This is a genomic window from Vulcanisaeta sp. JCM 16159, from assembly GCF_001316265.1.
GTDB lineage: Archaea > Thermoproteota > Thermoprotei > Thermoproteales > Thermocladiaceae > Vulcanisaeta.
In genome coordinates this window covers 1-24553 of sequence record NZ_BBDN01000001.1, presented here as the reverse complement: position 1 = coordinate 24553, position 24553 = coordinate 1, and the positions used below count along the sequence as shown (strand labels likewise).

Genomic DNA, 24553 nt, shown 5'->3' with positions numbered 1-24553 from the left:
AGCTCTCTATAGCCCTGAGAATATCAGCAACCCTAAGACCCTGGACTTGCCCCAGGCCATTAACTCATCCTTAGTAATAACACCCCTACTCATTATGTGGCTTAGTACGGCATCCTCGGTACTGGAAGAATGCTGCTGAACAGTATTCTCAAGCTGTCTCGACTCCGACGTCTCATTTGGCTTGATTACGGCCTTAGTTTCAGTCTTTGGTTTTTCCTCAGTGCCATAGAGGAATGATGTTATTGATGCTGTTCCCTGTTCCTTGCTTTCCTCCTTCTTCCTAGCCCTTCTGGACACAGTATATTGTCATTCCTAAATTTAATATTACTTACTACTGCCATTCATGGTATAATACTAAATAATTCAATACGCAATGGATTCACCGGGCATAAGTTACTTTGTAGAGTGCCCTATAGGTTATGGTCTTTAATGCTGCATTGAAACTTTGACTTTTTTATATTGGCTAGGTTATATAATTCAATTACGATACTTTAGAGACCTTTTTATTTTTGTCTTCAAGTTTTATATAACATAGTCTTTTATTTTATCAATATTTTTTTATTTTATTTAAATTAAGAATTGAATATTAGAATAAAAGAATAGAAATAAACGGCCTGTTCTTAGAAAATTGAAGAAAAACTTAAATAGGGGTAGCTTGACTTTCATTTAATGTATTACAAAATAAATAGGGGCGCTATGGAGATTTCACATATACTCGTAATAATCACTTTGTTCACTTTGGCAATAGCTATACTTGCGCCATTCCACTTTAATGTAGGTAGGCTTGGGCAGACAATATACTCACTGATTAGTGGATCAAGTGCCTATAGTGGTAGTAACCCAAGTTACATAGAGACGAGCGCCACCATGAGCAGCTCAGATAATATAGTCACAATAACAATAACCATAAGAAACAACGGCAACAGCTCAATAATACTGAGCGGCACCACACTAATTGGATCGGCCAAATGCAACCTGAGCCCCTTAATAATTATTCCACCACAGAGCACAGGTGAGTTAACGCTATCCATATACACAATGGATAATACAATGTCAGACCCAGTAACCGTAAACGTCGGCGGTGACGCATACTCAACAGGTACACCTCAAATATTTTGTTACGGAACCTACCTAAGTTTGGCGGATAATAACGGCTTCACCATAGTGTTTAGTACGGTTAATGGTGGTAATATTTACGTAAACGTTAATCAATGAACAGCATAATTTTCAGCGCATTCTAAGAATTGAGGACCAAGACTTGTTAAGTCTTCTTTCAATTGATGATTATTGGTAGGGAGTATGAAAATGAGGTGTTCTATCCCTAAATAAAAGATAAAAAGGTCTAGCCAAGTAAATGGGATGCTGAGTATGCACGTTAATTTTTCCATAGATTATAATGTAAAGTTGGCAATAGGCATAGCATTAGCAATGATGGTAATTGCGCCATTAATAATCGCGGGTTCAGCGGCGGCTCAATCAATACTTGGTTATGAAGTCACTGAACCACAACCAAACATGTTCAGCTACATAAATCCAATCACCACGGGACTCACGAAATACCCAGCTCAGTCTGGGGTTAATGATACGACCGCCGGAATGGTTATACTACTACCTAGTTATTATTTACCGTTTCAGTATAATGTATCAACTGGCCAATACATCAATATATATGTTTGGTCTAATCAATCGGTAACGGTTTACTTAATGAACAATGGAGAGTACTTGTCCTTCTCGTCGGGTGAATCGTACAACTACATTGGTGAGGCCGGCGGGAACGTTATTGAGAAGGCGTTCTATATAAGTAACGGTGGTACTTACTATATAGTCATTGATAATAATAATCAAGGTACTGCGTTCGTGCTTTATGAAATAACAGAATCGCCAAGTCCAGAGGGGCCTGTTTTTCCAGTGGGAATTGCCGATTATGGACTAGCCATGCTTCAGGGCAATTTAGTTGCGTATGAATATTCCACGAATATGTTCGTTGGGGAGGTCACAATCTATAATGCAAGTACGGTGGAGCCTAATTACTGTCCATCGCTGGAGAATGAGCCAGGTAATGATTGGTTTAGTGTTCAACTGAATGTGGTGATGCTTGTTCAAACAGTCAATGGTGTTAATCAATATTATTGGTTACAGAATGTGTTGGAGTTTAATTCTCAGGGTGATCAGTTTCAGGTTCTTGATAATGTTTGGAATGATTCGGGTAGTACTAGCGTGATTAATTCGGCGTTAATTAGTGGCAATGGTGGAGTGACTTCCTCAGACGGTAGTGTGCTTTATTATGATTGGGGTGTAGAGCAGCCGGAGTCGGCAACCTTGCCATTCACCATTTACCTGGTCATAAAGACCGGGCTAAGCAGCAACGGCTACCCATGGGCAGCCTTCGGATACTCACTCAACGGGCAATCAACCACGTGGTACGACAACGTAACAATAAAGATACCATCAAGTTATGTGGACATCGTCGTAACACCGCCTAATCCCCTATCAAGTAAGTACGTACCATTTAATGACGCTGAGTTGGTGATCGCAGGCCCATGGAGTAGCGAGTGTACTGTAGCCAATACCCTAGGCGTAGAGTTGGTCTTTACTTTAAGTATGGTAGTTATCTGGTTCCAATACCGTACATGTGGAATTTCGGCATGCACACGGCTGAATCAATATTTAACGCATCATCAATATCCGTAGGCCCGGGCATGGTTTTTGTGAGAAATGGTTATGAAGAACCAGCATACTTAACGAGTTACTTCGCCTTACTTACAATTCATAATGGCCTTAACGGTATATCGAATACGTCGATATTGACTCCAGGCACGTTAATCAAGGTCAATGAACCAAGCACTATTACATTCAATAACGGGACTAGGTATGTATTTTACGGCTATGTGATTAATGGCTCTGAGCTTGTGAGTAATGCGAGCCTTAATGTCGCCATTAATGGATCAACAAACATAGACATTGAGTGGATTAAGCAATACCTAATCAATGTAACAAGCCCAGTACCTATATTAGTAAATGGCAGCGTGGTAAGCACATACAACGGCTGGGTAGATGCCTACTCAACCCTCACATTGGACGCACCCGCATACTACGTACTAAACAATAAAACAAGGCTGGCCTTCCAATACTTCTACGTCATTAATTACGAGCCATACTACACAATTAATTACCCATACAACATATCATTCACGATAAATTCACCAATGTCATTCACAGCAATATACGCAAGGCAATACCTAGTTAACGTAGTATCCACGGTACCCATTTACATAAACAACACAGCATATACGAACTACACGGACTGGGTCAACGAGGGATCAACACTGACGGTTTCAATACCAAGGTACTATCAACTCAATAACCAAACACGCTATTTATTCAACGGAAATACCACAACAATAATACTCACAGTAAACAGCCCTGAGGAATTAACCATAAACCAATGGACAAGGCAATACCTAGTCAACATAACAAGCCAATACCCACTGACCATAAACGGAACGGTAACGATGCAATACACCAACTGGCTAAACCAGGGAACAACCGTGACAGTAAGGCCAAGCATCACATTCATAGACGGCCTCCTACTCCAGGAGCCAGGTTACATAATTACGGTTAATGAACCCATTAACATAAACATCAAATGGACAGTGAACTGGGCGCTCACAGCCATGCTCTATTCAGCCATTGTAATCGCCATAGCATTAACAACATTATTAGTAAGGAGGTCACGAAACAAACCAAGACTTAACTAGGCCTTAAATTTTCCAAGCATCAACCATGCGTACATCCCCATCGGCTGATATGCGGTACTTATGGTACTCACCATTACCAAGTGCGCGGCAATCGCCAACGAAACCCGGCCTGTAGAAGTCAATCACGGTTGATGACGCATAAAGCACACCGCCATGAACCTCACATTGATAAAGCCTATAATACGCCTCCCTAGCCTCTCTCTTATCATCATCAAGAACCTTGTAATAACTACCAACAATTAGAGTGATGTAACCATCCCCAACCAATGCAATGCCCAGGTTCGCGCCTGTCCTCACGAACCTAAGCAGCCAAGCTAGGTCGTCCTTGGCTATGTCACCCTTAATACGACTTGCAAGGGCCAAATTGGCGATGTAAGTATCATTAAACCTAGCCGCGTAATCCTTGTCAATACCAACCTCCCTGGCAATATCATCCCTATAGAAGGAACCATTATGGATCATGTAAAGCTCAAGGCCATCCCTAGTCACGGCCCTAACAGGGTGCGTAGAGAATATGTTTTTAGGCGTGCCAGTACTCGCGGCTCTGGCGTGCATCATCATTAGCACGGCATCATCATTATTTACATTACTTAGAAAGCCCCTAATGACATTAATGGGGTTATCCATGTATATGGCCCTCACGCTCCTATGATGAACCGCAAATGAGGAAGCAACATTAACGAACAGAATCCCCCAACCATCCTCATGCCTCTCCTCATTAAGGAATCTCTTACCGTGTGGGTCCATGGATGCTGCCTGCACAAGGCTATTGCCGATACCAACCAGGGTATCACCCGCATTATTGAACCTACCAAGGGCAACAACAAGCCTACACATATCCGTTGGGCTATGTGATGAGAATTTAATAAATGTTTTGCGTTTTACAATTGAACATAAAACTTATTAGGAGGTGTGCCCAATAAACAATTATAATGTTTACAATAGCATTCATATCAGCAAGCGGCGGTGCGGGAAAAACAACCCTGGCGGTGAATACGGCGGCGTCCCTACCATCGATGGACGCAAAGTATTATTCATAGACTTTGACCCATCGGCAATGGCAACCCGCGTACTACTGGGTAGGACAATTGACGAATGCAACCTAAAGACCTTAATGAAGAGGCTCGTTGAATACCGTAGAGGTTACTTAAAAAGCATGCCCGTGATCAATGAATGTCTTCGCCAACATGTGATTCCAGGAAATAACGCGGCCTTTTACGTACTACCTGGGGGAAATTTAGATGAAATTAGCAGTGATATAAAGAACGTACCTGACTGGGGATTACTTCTCAGGTCACTTATTGATAAGTTAATGGAGGAAATAGGGTATGATTTTGATGTAATAATTTTGGACTCACCAAATTGGGTTTATCAATCTTCGAAATGACATTTCCACTTGCCCCACTTTATGTGGCTATTACGAGGCCTGGGCTTCAGGAAATTAATAAGTTTGTGGACTTCCTTAGAAGGGTCGTGAATATGTTATATAACCAGAAAATCTTTGTTCCAAGAAATAAGAATTATGAAAGCTTAGTATCATACGTAGTTAACCAGTATAGATCTAACATGAAAGCACAAGAGATCATGAAGGCTTGGCATGAGGTAAATGAAATCATAAGCAGAGAATTCCCAAATACACGTCCATTAGTAACTAATAACATGCTTGATAAGTATTATGGTGATGAGGATACCGAATTCGTAGGATTCAGGTACTTAGATGAAATGTCCTTAGACTCATATGTAGAAAGCGGCCCATTATACGTAAGGAAACGTACTACGAAGAGCACAAGACCCATTAAGCAGTTTGAAGCATATTATAAGTTACTGAAGCAGTTCATTTCAGAGATGACACCAGTGGAGGTAGATCACTAAGTAATTAAACGCAGGTGCTGAAGAGTGGTAAGGCAATGTAGGGAAAACGAGTACATGGCAATAATAGCACGCCGCCTAAATTGTAACGAACAATACTCAATAAATCTCGGCTTTATTAACGTAAAACCCGACCTGTCATGCAATGGCACTGCATACGAAGTTGAGTGCGAGGACAAGGTACATTATGGCGTTGGACAAGCCATAGCCTATCAATACGGTGGATTACGGGCAGGACTCATAGTAATAACAACGGACGAAGACAACAATAAATTAAGCCAATTAATGAACTTCCTAAGGTGGGCACGTAATAAACTGGGCATTGAAACCTACATCTTCAGGTGTATCCAGTATGACTGCGATTTATTAAAAATTGAATAAGCAATTAAAATAATACAAACAACTAGGTTATACAAGACATAGTACACAAATTCCTAGGCATATGATAAATAATATAATATGGCAATAATAATATTAATAATGAACTATGAATTACCTATGGCGTGTGTGAGGTGGGTCGGGCGCGCGCATAATTTTCGTAACCATTCTATTCCTAGTTAATGTTCAATTACTAATGAAGTAAACTATATAGATTTGTCGATAATGAATATAGTATTATATATTATGGATGCATTATTGTGTTATCTTTATGGATTATTAAATTATATATAGTAAGTAATGTAAATACTTAATTGCCTTGCGGATTATTATTTCAATATGCCATACGCGATATCCAGTGATGGTACTAAGATTTACTATGAGGTAGTTGGTAGGGGTGAGCCATTGGTTTTGGTTCAGGCTTTAGTTGGGACTTGACTGCCTGGCACTTTCAGTGGGAGTTAGCCTATAGGTTTAGGCTTGTCCTCATTGATAATAGGGCGTGGGTCTTTCCGACAAGCCGAGGGGGCCGTATTCCCTGGATTCCATGGCCGATGACGTGTATGTCGTGGTTAGTGAGCTTGGGTTTAGGTCTATTCACTTGCTTGGTTTCTCTATGGGTGGTATGATTGCCCAGGACTTCGTGCTTAGGCATGGTGATGCGGTTAAGTCCCTAATCCTCGTTTCCACGATGCCCCACCTGGAAATAACCCCTGAGCTTAGGCAGTTCACGGAAATGGCCCTTAAGCTCTATGATGACTTCAACATGTTCACTGGCGCACTGCAGGTTGCCTTTAGTGAGGGTTGGATTAGTAGGAATGAGCAGGTCTTCCAGGAATTAACGAGGATGTTCTTCAATAGGAGGATGCCTAAGGAGCCTACGTGGCCCAGTTAGAGGCGATGGGTGCTGATTTGACGCCTAGGCTTGGTGATATTAGGGTGCCGACTACCATAATCCATGGGGAGCTGATAGGTTGATACCCATTGAGAATGGGAAGAAGCTGTTCAGTGGTATACCGAATTCTAGGTTTGTGGTATTCCCTGACGCTGGGCATGCCGTGTATATCGAGAGACCCAGTGAGTTTAATGGGCAGGTTGTTCGCCACGTGGAGCTTGTGAATTCCGGTAAGTTCAATGAGTATATTAAGCATGAGGAGAGGGTAACCTATACGTGATTTTATCCCTGCCGTTAAATCAATCACTTAATCTTTGCCTGGTCCTCGGGCCTAACGATCCACCTATCAACATACCTGCTCATGTTCTGAAGAACCACTATCCTACTCGGCTCATCCTCATCCATGTACCTGAAGTTACCACCAAGCCTATTAATCTCCTCGAGCAGTTTCAAGGCCCACTCCCTAACCTCCTCATGCCTAAGCATGTCACTCCTCTTCAGTCTGAAGGTGGAGTGCCCTAGGTGCATGTAGGACTTGGCCTCAATGAAGTGTGGGTTGCCGATTAGCATTAGCTTTGCGAATTCGGGTATGTATTTGAAGTCGTAGTTGAGGCTCCTTATCAGGGTTATCCTAATAACGGTCCTCGTATTCAACCTACTGAGTAACTCAAGGCTCCTCAACCACCTCTCCCACGCATCCTCCCTATACATCACCGGCACATTAATCCTATAGAACAACTCCCTGTTTGGTGCGTTGCAGGATAGGTAAAGCTGCGTTGGTAGTGCATCCTCACGCTGCAGTCTCTCGAGCATCTCTGGGTGTTCCCCATTCGTGACTATGAACACGGACTTGGTACTCGGCAGGCTCTTGAGGTACTTAACGAGCTGCGGTAGCTTTGGGTATAGTGTTGGTTCCCCAGACAGTGATATTGACCAGTGAGTTGGTACGAGAGCCTCCTTAGCCCTGTCCTTGGACTTTGGATTACCGAAGTAACCCGTCAATAACCTATATCTCTCCCTAAGGACTCCTTGAACAACCTCTTCAGGGTCATCAACCAAGTCCTCACTGGGTATGAAGGAGTCAAAGGACTCAGTAGGTCTCCAGCAGTAAACGCACCTATTACTACATATCATGCCCACTGGGCTAAACTCAGCGCACCTGTGGGAACCGCCTGCCGGTGCACCGTAGAACTTAAACTTGTAACAGCTTTGCCCCCTAACCAAGGCGCTTTTCGTCCAGTGACACAGCTCGACGGTTGAGTGATTGTATATGCCATAGCTAGCCTTTATTAATTTGGCCTTTGTCTCGTCAGTGATCCGTATCCTAATCCTGCCATTAACCTCACCAATTGTATGATACTTCAGTGATTCCTTAATTACCTGTTCGATCTTCTCCATTACTATCAAGCCATTATGTCCTAAATTTAGAAATATAAACTTTTATCTAGCACTATTTAACTAAATAACGCCACCACCAATCCTCCTCCAAAGCCTGGAATACCACTCAGGTGCTTTTAGATCGCTGGCACTAATGGATCTATCAGGTGTATAGGGCTTGATATCTAGTATTGGCGTTCCATCAAATAGGTCAAGCCCAGAAACCCTAAGAAACCTGCCATCCCTACCAATGAGCCTAACAATACTAAGGCCGATTGGGTTCGGCCTATGTGGCGAGTCTGTAGCAAATACACCAACCTCGGGTAATTCCTCAGGGTTAATACCGAACTTAATGAGCCTTCTTGGCTTGACCACGAGGACCCTGCGCTGCTCCCTATTGACCTTATTGAATAACGAGATTAATATTAGGTGGGAGAAGCCGTCAATGCCCCTTAATCCATCGGCAAATTCCTCAAAAACCTCGATAACGCCGTCAACACCTTCACTGGATGCCCTTATTACATCGTCATTAAGTCCATGCCTAACAATACCTATTGGCCTTAGGAACAAGCCGTTCTCGTTCATTACGAAGTACTTTGATAGTTCATAAATGGCATCTTCATCCTTAAGTAACTCCATTATTAATGAACTCAGTAGACCCCCCTCCTTAGCCTTTCTTATTAATTCCCCGAGACTCACATTAATGAATCTTAAATACGCCGTTTTAAGCATCGCTAACCCTTACCTCATAAGTAAAGTATTACGCAGTCCCACGTGATTACATATTCTATAATTAGTATGTACTTAAATACAGATATATGATTTAGTTAGTGGTATGGGTAAGTTGGATGGTAGGGTTTCGATAGTTACCGGGGCAGGGAGTGGTATTGGTAAGGCCATTGCGTTATTATTCGCCAGTGAGGGTTCTAGGGTTGTGGTTATTGATGTCAATGATAGGGGTGGTGAGGAGACGGTAGGTATGATTAGGAATAATGGTGGCGATGCCTTCTTCATACATGCCGATGTGTCTAGGGAATCAGATTGTTCAAGTGCTGTTAAGGAAACAATCAATCATTATGGGCGGTTAGACATACTTGTGAACAATGCGGGAATTGACTTGCCAAGGGCGAAGCCCAGTGCTGACTTCACGATTGAGGAGTTTGACAGAGTTATTAACGTGAACCTTAAGGGTGTGTGGTTAATGAGTAAGTACGCAATACCTGAAATGCTTAGGCAGGGTAGGGGCGTGATCATTAATGTCGCGTCTGTGGCTGGGTTGAAGCCACTGCCATATGCAATGCCCTACTCGGTTTCGAAGGCCGGCTTGATAATGCTCACGGAAGTTATGGCTGTGGAGTACGGCAGCAGGGGCATTAGGGTTAACGCTGTGGCGCCTGGGTGGGTCAGTACGCCGATGGCCGTTAGGGCCGCGTCTGCCTATGGAGCAACGTATGAGGACTTCACAAAACTATTCCTGCAGAGGATTACTCTTGGTAGGTTCGCAGACCCGATGGAGATAGCCAGGGTAGTGCTTTTCCTGGCATCTGATGACTCGTCTTACATGAATGGTTCCGTAGTCGTTGTTGATGGGTCAATAACACTAACGTGAGTTTGGCAATAATGGGTGATGGCATGTACGAGGAGCTCAGGCACTTTAATGAAAAAGTGGCGAGAGCCTATAGATTGGAAGAGTTACCACTGTGTTGGGTGTACATAATAACAGCCAGGGTACTTAGGAGAATTGTTAGGCCGCCCGCGAGGATCCTCGAGATTGGCCCGGGCACTGGCAGGTTGGCCAACATGTTGGCTGGGTATGGCTATTACGTGGTTGGCATAGACATTAGCCTACCAATGCTCAGGCAGGCTAGGAGGTTTAACAAGCCTGACTTCATTAATGGCACTAGTTGGCAGATGCCCATTGTTAATGGCAGGTTTGATGCCGCGGTGGCCACACTCACGCTTCATCATTGGAGCAGGCGGGAGGAGTCTATTAGGATCATATATGAGTTATTGAGGCCTGGTTCTGCCTTAATCATTGTCGAGGCTGATAAGGATAGGGTTAGGTTTGTTGGTAGTCATGGATGTACCGAGAGGTGCTTTATTGAGTTGTTATCGCCATACTTTAGCATTAGTATTAGGAAGATGTTCCCGCTAATAATAGCCATTGGTAAGAAGTTAAAGTAATTAAATACGGCATGAGCTTAGCAATGTATGAGCGGTTAATATGTCAATAAATTAAAGAGGGTAGTTCCGAATGCACTCCGTATTGCTGAGGATACTGATGACTTTGATTTGGCAATGTTTCTCATAGATCAAGCACTTCAACTTTACATAATAAGGAATTAAGGTTGTTAGTAATGTCAAGTTGGGTTAGGTATCACTTCGAGCATTTAAGGAGGTGGAGAGAGTATGCGGTGTCGGTTATGAGGGCTGCTAAGGACTTGGTACCCCGGGTGTTAAGTTTTTTTGTCATTGGTGGGGTTGGCGTAAGGCATTGAATTCTCTCGTTAATGTCCATTAATTCGGCGTATGTATATGTGTTAAAAAGAACGCTACTAAGTTTAGTAAATACTAACACGGCATTAATAGTTAAGGTTCCTCGCTACGTTTAATTGGAGCACCATGGCTCATCCAGTCAAGCCAGGAGCCAAGGTAAACCCTAACCCTACTAAAACCAAGCAATTCAGTTAGGGCAAACCACACAAGGGCTGACCTACCGCCAGTCCTGCAATAAAGTATTATGTCGTCATTTGGTGAAAGTCCGTAGCTATCAACCACCTTCATAATTTCATCATGATCCCTAAATCTATTGGTTCGGGATTCGAGAAACAGATTCCAGGGCATGTTAATGGCGCCTGGTATATGGCCCCAAATATCCACGTCACTGCCCATGTACTCACAGGGGGACCTAACATCGATAAGCAGCGTATTATTGCCAATATTACCATTAGCGAATAACTCATATACTTGATCAAAATTAATGAAGTAATCATTAAAGTTAACAATGATACTTAGCCAATCCCCTGGATTGAAATTGCCTCTATACACGTGCCAATTACATGTGCATAGAGGACCCTTGTGTACCAGCCAATTCACCTTGCCACCGTTAAGTAGCGACACGCGTTTAAAACCAAGGGCCTTTAGTACCATGTAGACTATTGCCGCATGCCTATTATCAATTGTATAGAAAATAATATTTTTGTTCATAATTTAAGATAAATAAATACGGTTTTATTAATGTTAAGAATGCATGCATTAATGTGAGGAAGACCGCGATTCACATAATTAGGGGTCATTGGACAAGGGATGGGGCAGGTGTTAAGCTATATAGGGTATTTGGTGATCCACGTATTGCCGAGATAACAGACCCATTCTTACTCCTTGATCATTTCGGCTCAAGGGATCCTAATGACTATATGATGGGCTTTCCATGGCATCCACACAGAGGTATTGAAACAGTAACCTATTTATTGAATGGGGAGGTTCGCCATAGGGATAGTACAGGGAATGAGGGGGTTATCGGTCCTGGAGATGTTCAGTGGATGACCGCTGGCAGTGGCATCTTTCATGAGGAGATGCCAAAGCCTATTAGAAAGGTTGCATTGGGTGGCGATGAGGCTTACGATACGGAGGTTAATGGCTTTCAACTTTGGGTAAACCTACCTAGTAAGTATAAGATGAGGGTTCCTAAGTATAGGAATGTCCTTAGGAGACATATACCAGTGGTTGAGTTAGAGAGCGGTGGTAAGGCTGTGATTATTACGGGGAGAATTAGGGTGAGTAGTTATGGAGTTGTTGAGGGACCAGTTAATGACTTAACAACGCCAATACATTACTTAAATGTTCAATTGCCCGAGGAATCAACATTTAATTATGAAGTTAATGATGGATATACCGCATTAATTTACATGGTTAATGGTGAAGCATCTCTTGACCAGTGGCATATTGCTAAACGTGGAGAGCTTGTTGTCTTAACAAGGGATGGTGATGAGGTTGTTGTGAGAACAGGCGAGAAGCCAGCTAGGTTCTTATTGATGGCAGGTAGGCCTATCAATGAACCGATTGCATGGTATGGACCTATAGTTATGAATACTTGGGATGAAATAAGGAGAGCCTTTGATGAACTACAAAGGGGTATGTTCATTAAGGCAAGACCCGAGATCCAGGATTATTAATGAGTAAGGTTAAGGTAGTGAAAAAGAATAAGAATTGACATAGGCTTAAAGGTTAAAAATCAACACTGCATTGTATATCTAATGTTAAGTGAGTTAGACAGTATTGTTCATAGTATTAAGGGCTTGGTGGATGAGGGAGTAATTGTCTTCAGAAGGGTTAGGTGGTCGATGATTAGGTTCGCCAATAATGAACCCACGATAGCCAATAACTGGGTAACTCATGAAACAACGATATACATCGCCAAGTCAAGGAGGTATTTAACGGCAACTCTCTCTACGTCAGATATAAACTCCATTAAGAATAAAGTTCAGGAGTTGCTCAGGGAATTAGGTAACATACTTGAGGATGAACTTTACGTACCGTTAACCCATGGTGAGAGACCAAGCCGGTTAATTGGTAAGTATGACAGCAGGATTGAGAGGGAAACCGATAGGTTAATTGATGGGTTAAACGAAGCAATCCAAGCATCGCTCAGTGAGGGCTCACAGAGAAATGCAGGTGCAATGACCTTCGGCGTTGAGGAACGTTATTATACCGATAGTACTGGACTTGAGCTTGAGGATAAGACCTCCTTCGTGACTCTCACAATTAGGGCGTTTATTGATGATTTAACCGCAACATCAGTATCAATATCCAATACACTGGATGGATTTAAACCAAAAGATGCGGGTGTTGAGGCGGGTCGCTTAGTGAGGATAGCTAAGGATTTACCCGAGGAAAGTGTAGACAGTGTCGGTATAATGTAATTCTTGGCCCATTAGTGTCGGCTCACTTATATGGCTTAATGACTGCCATGTGGTTTAACGCCTACTCAGTAATAACAGAGATGTCAGGCGTTTCTAAGAATGACATTGGTAATACTGTAGCTAGCGAGGGATTATCAATAATGGATTTATCAAGCGACCCCAGCGCCTTTGGTTCGGAGTCCTTTGATTATGAGGGCAATAAGACAATGAACATGGAGGTAATAAGGAGGGGAACGCTCACTGGGTTACTACATAATAATAGGACGGCCGCTAAATTCAATACAACCAGTACAGGTCATGCAGTTGGTAATTGGTTGCGGCCGAGGCCAAGGCACGTGGCGATAGGCACAGGGCGATTACCCAGTGATATTGAGGCAATAGTGACTGAGCTTGGGAACGGCATTATCATAACGAATAATTGGTACACAAGGTTTCAGAATGTTAAGGAGGGCGTATTCTCACTGTCGTTAGGGATGTGGCGTTTTTAGTGAGGAATGGTAAGTTGAGCGCTAGAGTTCGTGGGTTAAGGATTGCGGATTCCTTCAAGGCATTGCTTAGGAACTTCGTCGACTCAAGTAGGGAGGCTAGGCAGGTTTATTGGTGGGACTCGCCACTACCTGGCACGGCGCCGTACGTGTTAATTAGGGATTTAAACATATCAAAGGGTTAGCGTGGCGCCTTCAAAACCCTGACGTTAGCAACCCTAAAAGTGGGCCCACCCAAGTAGACAGGGACTCCCTGCTCCGGGTTACCCTTGCCGCAGGTCCCTGGGTAGAACCTGAGGTCATTGGCCACGGCATCCACATTGCTCCATAATGTCTTTGTGTCGACCTCGATGAATGGTTCCCTAACCATGTACTTCAAGTCTCCATTCTCTATGTAGTAGGCCTCGAAACCCCCATAACGTCCAAACCAACGCTTATCGTCAATGTTCCACTCAGTGTATGAGGCGATGTACAGCCCCCTCTTGGTCTCCCTAATTATTTCCTCAGGCTTCCAATTGCCCGGCGCCAGGTACGTATTGGCCATCCTCGGTATTGGCTCCTTATCAAACTCACTGGCCCTAGCGGCGGCATTACTTGATAACCCGATGTATGATGCGTACTCCCTATTCATTAAGAACTCATTAATCACGCCATTCCTAACCAGGAACCTTGGCCTGGCAGTGACCCCCTCCTCATCGACCAGGTAAAAGCCGTAGCTATTGGGTATTGTTGGGTCATCAATTATTGTGACCAATTCACTACCAATCCTGTAACTACCCAGGTAGTCCGGCCTGGCGTATGACTCGCCTGCCTCGGCACCCTCCCTACCCATGATCCTATCCAACTCCAGCGGGTGGCCTATACTCTCGTGAACCATTATACCCGCCAACTCGGGGCTTAGTACTACATCCATTACCTCGTCATGGGGGAGCGGCCTAGCCTTATCAAGCACGTCCCTAATGGCACTGACCTCCCTATCAACCTCACCATCAACGCCGCTTAACACCTCAAAACCCCCTGAACCACCGAACTCAATATTCCTCTGGGCACTACCGCTTTGTGGATCATAGGCTATTAATGAACCGAATAGATAGACCCTGGGCACCCTACTCCTAACGTGGGCCCCATCACTGGTTATAATTAGCTTCTCAGTAATGGTGGTGCTCAGGTATAGGTTCCTAACCCTAATCCTGGGTTCAACTAGCATGGGCATCAAGCTCGCTTAAGTACTTAATTAAGTACTCATTTGATAAATCCTCAACCCTAACTCTCTGACTAACATCATACGTAATCCTAGCCAACCTCTCCTTACCAATGGTCACCTTCCTCCTCCTAAGCCTAGCCACAGACCTAGCCAACGACACGGCCCTACCCACGGCATCCCTAACCGACTCCCAATCAGTATTACTCGTAGCGGCGAAACCCCACATGCCATCCACCAATACCCTAACTGAAATACCACCATAGGAGTAGCTACTCAATGACTGAAGCACACCATTCCTAACATTAACAAGCCTAACAACATCAACTTGATACCTAACCTCGGCATAGGATGAACCACTGCTCAGGGCGAGGTCAAGAGCCTTAGTTATTACATCCTCAGGTAGCTCATTAAGTAGGCGCTAAATAACGGCTTTATAGATATTACGTGTTTAATCCACCTATGTCCCTACATAGTGTCTCGTAATAAGTACTTGGTTGCGGTATATCTTTGATGATTATCACCTTCCTGTTCTGTAGTACCAAGTATATTGAACCACAATTAAAATGCTTAGCTAGTACTCCCTGAGATATGAAGCAGTCAATTACCTGCCCTAGGTCTACGGTCTTAATCCCCATAAAACTCCTTATGGTTATTGACTTACCCTCTATGCAGTACTCATGCATTTGTTTCCATAGGGCATATATACCTAGCATTGCGTACCATAGTGCCACAAAGATTATGTAATTTATAATCTTTGACGGCGTTATTTCAAGAAATAATGAGAATATCGCCAGTACTATTGTGCCCTTAATAATAGTCTTTTCAATCACAGGCTTAATGCATCTATGAGTATTATTCATTTAGATGAGGTATCAAGTTAAGACTTTAAAACAATTAAAGCCATTACTTAATTAAAATAAATATGGCCCTTTTAGAGGTTAAGGAACTAAGTGTGGTTTACAGAACTCCCTTTGGTATCGTTAACGCGCTTAACGATGTGACCTTTAACATCGACAGAGGCGAGTCACTTGCTGTTGTTGGTGAGTCGGGTAGTGGAAAGTCAACATTGGCCTTGGCCGTGTCCAGATTATTACCACCCAATGCTAGGTATGTAAGTGGATCTATAATGTTTGATGGAATTAATATACTGAGGTTGAGTAGTAGTGAAATTAAGAGGATTAGGGGTACGGGAATATTCATGGTGTTTCAGGAACCAGCCACAAGCCTAAACCCCGTGTTTAAGGTTAAGGATCAGTTAATGGAGGCCGTGAGGATTAGGTATGAGAAGGAGGGTAATGCATTCGATGAGAGTAAGGCAATTAATGAGATAATGAGCGTACTTAGAGATGTTAGGATACCTGACCCTGAATTAATAATTGAAAGGTATCCACACCAATTATCTGGCGGCCAAATACAGAGGATTATGATAGCCATGGGCCTATTAATGAGACCTAAGTTGTACATTGCTGATGAACCCACGTCGGCACTAGACGTAACAGTACAGGCCCAGATACTTAAGCTGCTCAGGGATTTGAAGAGGGAGTATGGCATATCAATACTCTTCATAACCCATGACATGGCAGTGGCCTCAATAATCGGTGATTCAATAATGGTACTATACGCAGGCCAATTAATGGAACTAGGCCCAACAAAAAGCGTCATTTATGAACCAAGGCACCCATACACACAGGCATTGTTGAGTAGTATACCGAAGATTAGTAAGGATGAGGGTAAGTTGCCAGCAATAGGTGGTACTGTACCGAACTTACTAAATCCACCAACAGGTTGTAGGTTCCACCCAAGATGCCCGTATAAAATGGATATATGTAGCAAGGTTATTCCAAGTCTTGTTAAGGTTGATAATACATATGTGAGGTGCCATCTATATGGGCAGTGATGTAATAATTAGAACCGAGCACTTGGTTAAAGTGTTCCTTGCAAAGAATTACGGTATAATAAACAAAATCTTAGGTGAGAAACCCCTCTTTGTTAGGGCTGTTGATGATGTTAGCATTGAAATAATCAACGGAAAAACAACTGCCCTAGTTGGTGAGTCGGGAAGCGGAAAAACAACCCTGGGTAGATTATTAGTAACCCTTGAGCGTCCCACGTCGGGTAGGATATACTTCCATAATATCGACATAACGAATATCAAGGGAAAAGACTTACGAAACATTAGGGCCAAGCTCCAAATGGTATTTCAGGATCCATACTCAAGCCTAAATCCAATGATGAGAATCAAAGACATAATAGGAGAACCACTAAGAAACAGAGGCGTTAGGGATAGGGAATTAAACGAGGCCGTGGCCAAGATAATGAGCGAGGTTGGGCTTGATTATTCATCATTAGCCACGAGAAGGCCTAGTGAATTATCTGGTGGCCAGAGGCAGAGGGTTGCCATTGCGAGGGCGTTAATTACTAATCCTGAATTCATAGTTCTTGATGAACCAACCTCAGCACTGGATGCATCAACACAAGCCCAGGTACTTAACCTTCTCATTGATTTACAAAGTAGGCACAATCTAACGTATTTACTCATTACGCATAACATAGCGGTTGCTAAGTATATGAGCGATCTAGTGATGATAATGTACATGGGGAAAATCGTGGAAATAGGAAACACCAGTATAATTCTAAAGGAACCATTGCATCCATACACCCAAGCACTTATTGAATCAGTACCTGATATTAACAAACCCGAGTTAAAACCACCAAGTGGCGAGTCGGTAGCCTTGTTAATCCACCAAAGGGTTGTAGGTTCTACCCAAGATGCCCATTCAGAATGGATATATGCCGTGAAAAGGAGCCACCCGTTATAGAAACAAAAAAAATGGTATTAGGGTTGCATGTTGGCTATATGTAAAGAAATGATCTTGTAAAATACCTTGTATAATATTGATAAAAGAAATCTATATCCTGAGATATTTAATAATGATTATTTATGAAAAATTGAAAATAATAATAATACTTAAAAATTAATTACATTATTAATATTTATGCCGGGGAAGGGATTATCAAGAAGTACGGCGATAATAATTGCCGTTATAATAGTCGTAATAGTAGTCGGTGTTATAGCCTATCTGCTATATAAACCACCAACTAAAGTATCAAAACCTACTACCCCTACGTCTAATGTTACTACGGTTACGGTAACACCGACATCAAATAATACACTCGTCGTAGCAGAAACAACACCACCAGATAGCCTAGACCCAGCAATAGCGGCATATACGCAGGACATGGAGATACTGTACTCATGCTATCAGACCCTGGTGATATTCAACGGCACCGACCATCATCCTTCCTACCAGCCCTAGCATATAACTGGACAGTCTCAAATAACTACCTCAACTGGACCTTCTACATAAGGCAGGGAGCGTATTTCCAGAATGGGGACCAAATAAATGCGACAACGGTCTGGTTCAGCATTTATAGGTCAATAGTCATGAATCAATTCGGCGCATTCAACTTCCTTGACCTACTATATAACGGTACAGTAGCCAGCACGACTGGTTACGCGACTCCCTGGGGTGTTTGCCGTGCCATGGAGCAGATCTTTGGTCTTCAGTTCCCGAACCCACAGACCAACCTTGTTGGTTATGAGGAGGAGTGCGCCAACGCCCTAGCCAACGTACTAAGCAATTTCAACGTACATAATCAATCCATAGTCGAACTAATGGAATACCCAGACCAGGCAGTAGTGGTTAAGGGACCATACGAGGTTCAATTCAACTTATTTGCGCCGTATTATGACTTCCTCGGTGTGATGGCTGGTTCATGGGCCATGATTGTAGACCCAACGTTTGTGGACCAAAATGGCGGTGTACAGCCTGACCAATCCACATCCTACCTAAGTACTCACATGCTATGTAGTGGACCATACACACTGTCCCAGTACATACCCGGTGAAGAGATAGTACTAACGGCCAATCCAAACTATTGGGCTGCAAAGAACCCACCAAACTTCATGCTCGCCCCTGCCCACATACAGAACATAGTCATTAAGTACTATACAAGCTTTGACGAGGAAATACTTGCATTCAAAACAGGCTCAGCACAGGCAATTGACCCAAGCCCGCACGAATCACCACCACCAATATATCTCTCAGCCATACTATCAATACCCAACATAGTCATGTACGGGCCAGTATGGTCAGGCGGTGATGTATTCCTCGTATTCGATACCCAGAGGTATCCGTATAACTTAACCGTGGTGAGGAAGGCCTTTGCATATGCGATAAATACCACGGAAATAATAGACACTGTACTAAAGGGATTCGGTGCGCCATACCTAGGTCCAATACCGCCATATCCGTCTAATCCATACTATAACCCAGGTAATTTACCGCCATACCCATACGATCCAAACAAAGCAATTGAGCTATTGGCAAGTGCTGGGTTCCAGCTAACGCTACCTAACGGTACAGTAATTAATCCAAATGGTAAACCATTAACTGTGCATTTATGGTACATAAGCACTGACCTAACATTCACGCAGGAGGCACAGATGATACAGCAGATGCTTAGTAATATCGGTGTTAACGTGATACTTGAGGGTGTCCCCGTGAGCTACCTTGTATCTGCTATGGAGAATCCACCAACATCACCACAGTACCCAGGTTTCTTCCTACTTGACTGGTACCCAGACTGGTGGGATCCGGTGGCTCAGGAGGCTTGGTTCATACTTAATGTTGACTTTGGAGGTATTTCCGGTAATGAGGTTGGTACAATAACTCACTAGTTAATACATTAACCACAGAGGCTGTGTTCACGACAAATATAACACAGAGAATTAATATGATGAAGCAGGTATATGACCAGGTATATAGGGATGTACCATATATATGGTTGTACGAACCGGCATTCTACGGCTTCACCTATAAGTATGTATGCGGCGTCCTAATTAATCCACTAATAACTGGTTTCTACTACCCAACAATGTACTTCTACAACGGAACTGGTACATGCACAAACTACACACCAATATACACAACAACGGGTAGCTCATAGTGAATCTATCCGTTCAGGTGAGTTAAATTTTAAAAATTATTAACAATTTTTTTGTAATAATGGGTCTTGCCTCATTTCTAATTAGAAGAAGCATAAATATGGTCATAACGGTTCTTGGGGTCATATTCATAATGTTCATAATAACGCATGTAATAACTCCAAATCCGGCAGTTGCATGGGCAGGTCCGCACCCAGTGCCATCAATAGTTGAGGCAATAACCAAGGAGTATCACCTAAATGACCCGATTTATGTTCAATTCTACTACTTCCTATTAGCCGTATTCCAGGGTGATTGGGGTGAAGACCCAATGTATCATCAACCAATAATACAATTAATTGACACGTACTTCCCAAGGACGCTTGAGCTAACCATAGCGGCTATGATTGTAATAATAGTCCTGGGCATTCTAACGGGCGCTATTGCCGCAGTGCGTAAAAACACACCGACTGACTACACAATTAGGGCATTTTACCTAGTGACTTGGTCAATGCCACCATTCCTGGTCGCAATGCTCCTTCAATTAGCCATAGCCTATGGACTAAGGTTACTGCCAGCCACCGGCCTAGCTAATCCACTATTACCCATGCCAAAGCCGATAACTGGTATGCCAACAATTGATGCGCTAATAGAGGGTGATTGGCCATTCTTTTGGTCAAGTCTTAGGCACCTAATCCTACCAGCAACTGCACTGGCACTGGTAGCCTTTGGTATAATTTCAAGGTTAATTAGGAATAGTATGATTGATATAGCTTCAAAGCCATTCATAAGAACCGCGATAATGAAGGGACTTAGGGAGAGGGATGTGGTTTTCAAGCACATGCTAAGGAATGCCCTCATACCTGCAATAACCGTATTGGCACTTACCTTCGCCTCATTACTTGCCGGTGCTGTGGTTATTGAGGATGTATTCTCATGGACTGGGATGGGGTGGTTATTAACGCAAGCTCTATATCAGCAGGACTACCCACTGGTAATGGCTGGCACATTCATCGTAGCCATTGGAATTGTCGTTGCAAATTTAGTGGCCGATATACTATATGCCGTCGTAGATCCCAGGATCAAACTTGAATAGGTGATGCACATGGCCGTGCAGACAACCATAGTCTCCGAACGTAGGGTCTCCTCATTAAGACTTTTCATGACCTACATGCTTCATAACCCACCAACACTCATTGGCTTTATAATAACGGTGGCATTCTATGGTTGGGCAATAATCGAGGGCGTCCTTCAACTACTTGGCATGGTGCTTCACAACCCAGCAATAGGGTGGGCATTACTACCGTATAATCCATTTGCAGTAAATTATGCTGCCGCCTTTCAGCCTCCATCTCTTAAGCACATCTTCGGTACAGATAACTTGGGCAGGGATTTGTTTAGTGAAATATTATATGGTGCACCAACCGAGGTCCTAATCTCAATATTAGTCGTAGGTTCGGCAATACTCATTGGAGGTTTTATAGGCATGATATCTGGGTACTTCGGTAAGTACGTTGATGAGGCAGGTATGAGGGTCACCGATATGTTCTTAGCATTTCCGGCAATAATCCTGGCGTTGGCGGTGGAGGCAGCAATAGGTAGAGGCGCTATTAACGCAGCGATAGCACTAGTGGTTGTTTGGTGGCCGACGTATGCGAGGCTCTTTAGGGCTGAAACGCTTAGGGTAAAGACACAGTACTTCATTGATGCGGCTAAGCTCTCGGGGACAGGTAGTGCAGGTATAATATTCAGGCACATTTTTCCAAACGTATTAACACCAATTATTTCCTACGCAACCATCGACTTAGGTAACGTGATACTTGCTTACTCAATAATAAGCTTCTTAGGTTTTGGTGTACCACCACCATACCCAGAGTGGGGTAGATTAGTGTCCGAGGGCTTTCAATACTTCCCGGCACCTGCTTGGTGGTACGCAATAATTCCAGGAGTTGTAATAACAATAGTTGTAATCGGACTTGCACTACTTGGCGATGGAATATCGGAATACATAACAAGCGGTGGTATAACAGCGTAATCATGTAAGCAAAAATCAGTAAGGGTATCCCTCATCAATTTTCAGCGTCTAGGAATTCATCACAACAGCATTTAATTATAAAACACATAGTTAAAGTCCTAGAAAATATATCGGCATTATAAATTATACTCATTATAATGAATTACTCAATAGCGTAAATGCTTAAAATAGAACAATGATAATTAATCCATGTTATGACTTCAGCCTCGCCTGAGCAACTGATGAGCCCAGGCGTCACTGAGCGTAAGTAGGCAAGGTAATCGATAAAGCATAGCCACAGCACCTATGGTCCTTTAAGACAGCGACATCTATGTAGTTTTCACATCCTTTGGCTCTAACCTTTCTATATCCGTTTTATCGAAATCCCTGTCGAAGGAGACGATCTTAAGACCCATCCTCTTGACATAGTAATAATGAAGACCTCATCAAAATCCAGGTTAACCTTAGCAGCTAATTCCGCAGCCACAATCTCCTCTTCTAAAGGCAAGTCAATAATTACGAGACCTCTCCACGTCATAACATCTGAAAGAAATCTACCTAATTTTATTGATTACGTTATTGTGGTAATAGTGATATTATTATGTTTCTGGAATTTGTATTAAGTATGACGTAGCCGTATGGAAGTTGCTCGGTGTTACAGCCCTCAATTATGTTTAATCAAGGATTCTGTAAACTGATTTCGTGCATCATGGCAATTCATTATTCGTCAGCGGTGTAAGAACTCAACACCACGAAGCACCACAACCAGGAATTTAAAAACGCAATGTGCATCATGGCGTTAGTCACGGATTTCGTGGAACAGATGGTGTGGGGAATTGAACAAGTGAGTGCAGAAAGGTCCCTTTTTGGCAGTCGCCTCGGTCACATTCGTGACCCATCGACCACATCGATACGTGGTGACTACAGAAAAGGGTTTTCTGTGGTTGTCTGTTTCTGTGTTCAGTCTCTCCTAAGGGATTGAATGAAGATCCCTAAGCCTCAACAATGTTCTGAAATACTTGAAATACGAGGATGGGGGTTCATCCACTCCATGGCGGCGGCAGGTGTGGGCCGCCCACCATGGAAGTCCCCCCACTGCCTGTTCGTTATTTAACTCATAATACGTGCTTAAAAAGCTATCTCTTATGGGTGGGCATTGATATTAGTCTCATGGTACTGCCATTAATTAGTAAGTTGAAGTTTTTATTATTAGTGGAGTTCGTGCATATTAATGTGTTTATTAATTTACATTGATGAGTCGGGGAAACCTAATGAGCTTGGGAGGGGTCCTTTCGTCATAGCCTCCGTGGCGGTTGATAAATTAAGTGCTGATAATGCAATAAATAGTGTGAGGGATTTCGTGGGTTCTGTTTCGCAGAGACTTGGCATTAATATTAATGAGATTCACACGAGCGATTTAGTCGGTTACTCCAACGAGTGGAGGAGAAGGAGGATTGACATATCTAGGAGGGTCCAGGTCTTCAATGACTTCGCCCAATCAATTTCTGGGCTAGATATACTGCTGAATATAGTTGTTGTGAGGGCCTTGGGAAACGTGGTTGTGAGGAGCCCGGATGGTGTGAGGAGAGTTGCGATCACAAACCTTGTTGAACGTGTTTTTATGTCGAAGCCGTGGTTTCCCAACTGCTCCAAGGCAACCTTAATATTTGATTCCCAATCCCCAAGGGAGAATGGCCGAGTTAAGATGGATGTTGAGTATGCCATTAGGAAATCCCGTGCTAGGCCAACATTTAGGCTATCCGTGGTATTCAGGGATTCGAGGAATGAACCACTCATTCAAGTGGCCGATTATGTCGCGTATGTGGTGAGGAAGATTTACATGGGGCACACTCAATATAGGTTATTCAACCTCCAGCACGCGTTCCAATTACTTGAGAGTAAGATAAGGAGGTGCCCAGACAAAAACACGTACAAAGGCTGCGGACTTAAGGAATGGGTCATAAAATGATTAACCCACAAACACGTTATTACATGGCGCATGCCTGAGTTACCATTAGCGCGAATCCTCATGCCTCAGCAGCCAAACCCACCCAACATAGCCAGGGTAAGGCCTTTCACTGCCCATTGCATTGCCCATGCAATTTCAAAATCGGGTAGATTACGTGCCCTAAGCACTATTGGCGTAATCACATCATACGTTAACTCCAACTAGCAATACTTTAATTTCACTCCTGTTTTACTAATTTAATGAGTGTTCTTGATTCATTCATTGACTGCCTCAGTAATTGTGAGGGTTTATATCCAATCGGCTCTGGTAGGGATAGGTGTTACGAGGTTTGCCTTGGCAAGGCTGAGAAGCTCCTCGAACTCGGCACTAAGGATGGCAGTATCCCGAGGGATGATGCCGAGAGGTTGAGAAGCCTACTGAGCATGTGTGGTTTAAGCATAGGGAAGGTTGAGGACCTTAGGAAGTACTGCATTGATAGGTATGAGGAGTTAAGTAGGGCACCACAACAATCGAGTAAGAATATGGAGATGCCACCTGCTCAATCAAGAGCGGCTGAGGAGCAGTTACCGAGTAGGTTGGTTGATTGCTACCAGTACTGCGTTAAGTATCATAGTGATAATCCCGCCGCACTCCAGGGTTGTAGGTCAATGTGCGATGCCATGTGGAAGCCTAGCATCCAACGTGTTGATATTGAG

At 43.3% G+C, this 24553-nt stretch carries 31 protein-coding genes and 1 pseudogene; 24 read left to right on the top strand and 8 right to left on the bottom strand.

Annotation, left to right across the window (positions count from 1 at the left end):
• Positions 1–6 precede the first annotated feature (6 nt).
• Complete coding sequence (locus JCM16159_RS00125) at positions 7–297, bottom strand: hypothetical protein (RefSeq protein WP_243665398.1); 291 nt, start codon at positions 295–297, stop codon at positions 7–9.
• A gap of 372 nt (positions 298–669) precedes the next feature.
• Between JCM16159_RS00125 and JCM16159_RS00120 the strand changes: the two genes are divergently transcribed.
• The 3 genes from JCM16159_RS00120 to JCM16159_RS00110 all read left to right on the top strand — a co-directional run bounded on the left by JCM16159_RS00120 (position 670) and on the right by JCM16159_RS00110 (position 3758).
• Positions 670–1215 (top strand): hypothetical protein, encoded by a 546-nt coding sequence (locus tag JCM16159_RS00120; protein ID WP_054856539.1) that lies wholly within the window; start codon positions 670–672, stop codon positions 1213–1215.
• 153 nt (positions 1216–1368) lie between these two features.
• Positions 1369–2691, top strand: a complete 1323-nt coding sequence (locus JCM16159_RS00115) for a thermopsin family protease (protein WP_243665397.1) — start codon at positions 1369–1371, stop codon at positions 2689–2691.
• Positions 2631–3758: a hypothetical protein gene (locus JCM16159_RS00110; protein WP_054856537.1), complete on the top strand. Its 1128-nt coding sequence runs from the start codon at positions 2631–2633 to the stop codon at positions 3756–3758. Before JCM16159_RS00115 ends, JCM16159_RS00110 begins: the two co-directional genes overlap by 61 nt.
• Before the next feature lie 3 nt (positions 3759–3761).
• On the opposite strand, the gene JCM16159_RS00105 is transcribed toward JCM16159_RS00110, so the two are convergent.
• Positions 3762–4595 carry a class II glutamine amidotransferase gene (locus tag JCM16159_RS00105; RefSeq protein WP_054856536.1) on the bottom strand — a complete coding sequence of 278 codons (834 nt, stop codon included), beginning with the start codon at positions 4593–4595 and terminating at the stop codon, positions 3762–3764.
• Between the two features lie 277 nt (positions 4596–4872).
• Here JCM16159_RS00105 and JCM16159_RS13035 point away from each other — a divergent pair, with 277 nt between their 5' ends.
• From JCM16159_RS13035 to JCM16159_RS00085, 5 genes are all read left to right on the top strand, one after another.
• Positions 4873–5145, top strand: coding sequence for a ParA family protein (locus tag JCM16159_RS13035; protein WP_243665396.1), 273 nt, complete (start codon positions 4873–4875; stop codon positions 5143–5145).
• 23 nt (positions 5146–5168) lie between these two features.
• Positions 5169–5630: a hypothetical protein gene (locus JCM16159_RS13030; protein ID WP_243665395.1), complete on the top strand. Its 462-nt coding sequence runs from the start codon at positions 5169–5171 to the stop codon at positions 5628–5630.
• 24 nt (positions 5631–5654) lie between these two features.
• Positions 5655–6008, top strand: coding sequence for a hypothetical protein (locus tag JCM16159_RS00095; RefSeq protein ID WP_054856535.1), 354 nt, complete (start codon positions 5655–5657; stop codon positions 6006–6008).
• A gap of 499 nt (positions 6009–6507) precedes the next feature.
• Complete coding sequence (locus tag JCM16159_RS00090; RefSeq protein WP_054856534.1) at positions 6508–6900, top strand: alpha/beta fold hydrolase; 393 nt, start codon at positions 6508–6510, stop codon at positions 6898–6900.
• Between the two features lie 79 nt (positions 6901–6979).
• Positions 6980–7180 carry an alpha/beta fold hydrolase gene (locus JCM16159_RS00085; protein WP_054856533.1) on the top strand — a complete coding sequence of 67 codons (201 nt, stop codon included), beginning with the start codon at positions 6980–6982 and terminating at the stop codon, positions 7178–7180.
• A gap of 23 nt (positions 7181–7203) precedes the next feature.
• Here the strand turns inward: JCM16159_RS00085 and twy1 are convergent, their stop codons facing one another.
• A complete protein-coding gene (twy1, locus tag JCM16159_RS00080; RefSeq protein WP_054856704.1) occupies positions 7204–8298 on the bottom strand; it encodes a 4-demethylwyosine synthase TYW1 in 1095 nt (364 codons plus the stop codon).
• Between the two features lie 60 nt (positions 8299–8358).
• Positions 8359–8976 carry a tRNA (N6-threonylcarbamoyladenosine(37)-N6)-methyltransferase TrmO gene (gene tsaA, locus JCM16159_RS00075; protein WP_367834168.1) on the bottom strand — a complete coding sequence of 206 codons (618 nt, stop codon included), beginning with the start codon at positions 8974–8976 and terminating at the stop codon, positions 8359–8361.
• Between the two features lie 136 nt (positions 8977–9112).
• Here tsaA and JCM16159_RS00070 point away from each other — a divergent pair, with 136 nt between their 5' ends.
• From JCM16159_RS00070 to JCM16159_RS13025, 3 genes are all read left to right on the top strand, one after another.
• Positions 9113–9886: an SDR family NAD(P)-dependent oxidoreductase gene (locus JCM16159_RS00070; RefSeq protein ID WP_054856532.1), complete on the top strand. Its 774-nt coding sequence runs from the start codon at positions 9113–9115 to the stop codon at positions 9884–9886.
• Between the two features lie 11 nt (positions 9887–9897).
• Positions 9898–10461 (top strand): class I SAM-dependent methyltransferase, encoded by a 564-nt coding sequence (locus JCM16159_RS00065; RefSeq protein ID WP_054856702.1) that lies wholly within the window; start codon positions 9898–9900, stop codon positions 10459–10461.
• A 173-nt stretch (positions 10462–10634) separates the two neighbouring features.
• The gene (locus tag JCM16159_RS13025) at positions 10635–10775 is read left to right on the top strand and encodes a hypothetical protein (RefSeq protein ID WP_243665394.1); all 141 of its coding nucleotides are present in this window, start codon (positions 10635–10637) and stop codon (positions 10773–10775) included.
• A 91-nt stretch (positions 10776–10866) separates the two neighbouring features.
• On the opposite strand, the gene JCM16159_RS00060 is transcribed toward JCM16159_RS13025, so the two are convergent.
• A complete protein-coding gene (locus JCM16159_RS00060; protein ID WP_054856531.1) occupies positions 10867–11484 on the bottom strand; it encodes a sulfurtransferase in 618 nt (205 codons plus the stop codon).
• Between the two features lie 53 nt (positions 11485–11537).
• On the opposite strand from JCM16159_RS00060, the gene JCM16159_RS00055 reads away from it, so the two are divergent.
• The 4 genes from JCM16159_RS00055 to JCM16159_RS13010 all read left to right on the top strand — a co-directional run bounded on the left by JCM16159_RS00055 (position 11538) and on the right by JCM16159_RS13010 (position 13869).
• Positions 11538–12452: a pirin family protein gene (locus JCM16159_RS00055; protein WP_243665393.1), complete on the top strand. Its 915-nt coding sequence runs from the start codon at positions 11538–11540 to the stop codon at positions 12450–12452.
• Positions 12453–12533: 81 nt separating this feature from the next.
• Complete coding sequence (locus tag JCM16159_RS13020) at positions 12534–13199, top strand: hypothetical protein (RefSeq protein ID WP_243665392.1); 666 nt, start codon at positions 12534–12536, stop codon at positions 13197–13199.
• Positions 13200–13213: 14 nt separating this feature from the next.
• Positions 13214–13687: a metallopeptidase TldD-related protein gene (locus tag JCM16159_RS13015; protein ID WP_243665391.1), complete on the top strand. Its 474-nt coding sequence runs from the start codon at positions 13214–13216 to the stop codon at positions 13685–13687.
• Entirely contained in the window at positions 13675–13869 is a 195-nt protein-coding gene (locus tag JCM16159_RS13010) for a metallopeptidase TldD-related protein (protein WP_243665390.1), read from the top strand. The genes JCM16159_RS13015 and JCM16159_RS13010 overlap by 13 nt, the downstream gene beginning before the upstream one ends.
• Here JCM16159_RS13010 and JCM16159_RS00045 read toward each other — a convergent pair.
• From JCM16159_RS00045 to JCM16159_RS00040, 3 genes are all read right to left on the bottom strand, one after another.
• Positions 13866–14891, bottom strand: coding sequence for a TldD/PmbA family protein (locus tag JCM16159_RS00045; protein ID WP_367834167.1), 1026 nt, complete (start codon positions 14889–14891; stop codon positions 13866–13868). The genes JCM16159_RS13010 and JCM16159_RS00045 overlap by 4 nt on opposite strands.
• On the bottom strand, positions 14881–15177 hold the full coding sequence (locus tag JCM16159_RS18080; protein ID WP_367834166.1) for a PmbA/TldA family metallopeptidase: 297 nt from the start codon (positions 15175–15177) through the stop codon (positions 14881–14883). The genes JCM16159_RS00045 and JCM16159_RS18080 overlap by 11 nt, the downstream gene beginning before the upstream one ends.
• Before the next feature lie 151 nt (positions 15178–15328).
• Positions 15329–15718, bottom strand: a complete 390-nt coding sequence (locus JCM16159_RS00040; RefSeq protein ID WP_243665389.1) for a PH domain-containing protein — start codon at positions 15716–15718, stop codon at positions 15329–15331.
• 92 nt (positions 15719–15810) lie between these two features.
• On the opposite strand from JCM16159_RS00040, the gene JCM16159_RS00035 reads away from it, so the two are divergent.
• The 9 genes and pseudogenes from JCM16159_RS00035 to JCM16159_RS00005 form a co-directional block, all read left to right on the top strand.
• Complete coding sequence (locus JCM16159_RS00035) at positions 15811–16785, top strand: ABC transporter ATP-binding protein (RefSeq protein WP_054856529.1); 975 nt, start codon at positions 15811–15813, stop codon at positions 16783–16785.
• Positions 16775–17759 (top strand): annotated as a pseudogene (locus JCM16159_RS18075) (ABC transporter ATP-binding protein). The gene JCM16159_RS00035 and the pseudogene JCM16159_RS18075 overlap by 11 nt, the downstream one beginning before the upstream one ends.
• 125 nt (positions 17760–17884) lie before the next feature.
• Complete coding sequence (locus JCM16159_RS12995) at positions 17885–18205, top strand: hypothetical protein (RefSeq protein ID WP_243665388.1); 321 nt, start codon at positions 17885–17887, stop codon at positions 18203–18205.
• On the top strand, positions 18145–19629 hold the full coding sequence (locus JCM16159_RS00025; RefSeq protein ID WP_243665387.1) for an ABC transporter substrate-binding protein: 1485 nt from the start codon (positions 18145–18147) through the stop codon (positions 19627–19629). The genes JCM16159_RS12995 and JCM16159_RS00025 overlap by 61 nt, the downstream gene beginning before the upstream one ends.
• A gap of 23 nt (positions 19630–19652) precedes the next feature.
• On the top strand, positions 19653–19898 hold the full coding sequence (locus tag JCM16159_RS12990) for a hypothetical protein (protein WP_243665386.1): 246 nt from the start codon (positions 19653–19655) through the stop codon (positions 19896–19898).
• Positions 19899–19957: 59 nt separating this feature from the next.
• Positions 19958–20971: an ABC transporter permease gene (locus JCM16159_RS00020; protein WP_054856528.1), complete on the top strand. Its 1014-nt coding sequence runs from the start codon at positions 19958–19960 to the stop codon at positions 20969–20971.
• A 9-nt stretch (positions 20972–20980) separates the two neighbouring features.
• Positions 20981–21910 carry an ABC transporter permease gene (locus tag JCM16159_RS00015; RefSeq protein ID WP_054856700.1) on the top strand — a complete coding sequence of 310 codons (930 nt, stop codon included), beginning with the start codon at positions 20981–20983 and terminating at the stop codon, positions 21908–21910.
• Between the two features lie 1210 nt (positions 21911–23120).
• On the top strand, positions 23121–23858 hold the full coding sequence (locus JCM16159_RS00010) for a DUF3800 domain-containing protein (protein WP_054856527.1): 738 nt from the start codon (positions 23121–23123) through the stop codon (positions 23856–23858).
• Positions 23859–24097: 239 nt separating this feature from the next.
• The coding region (locus tag JCM16159_RS00005; protein WP_243665385.1) for a hypothetical protein at positions 24098–24553 on the top strand (456 nt) is incomplete at its 3' end.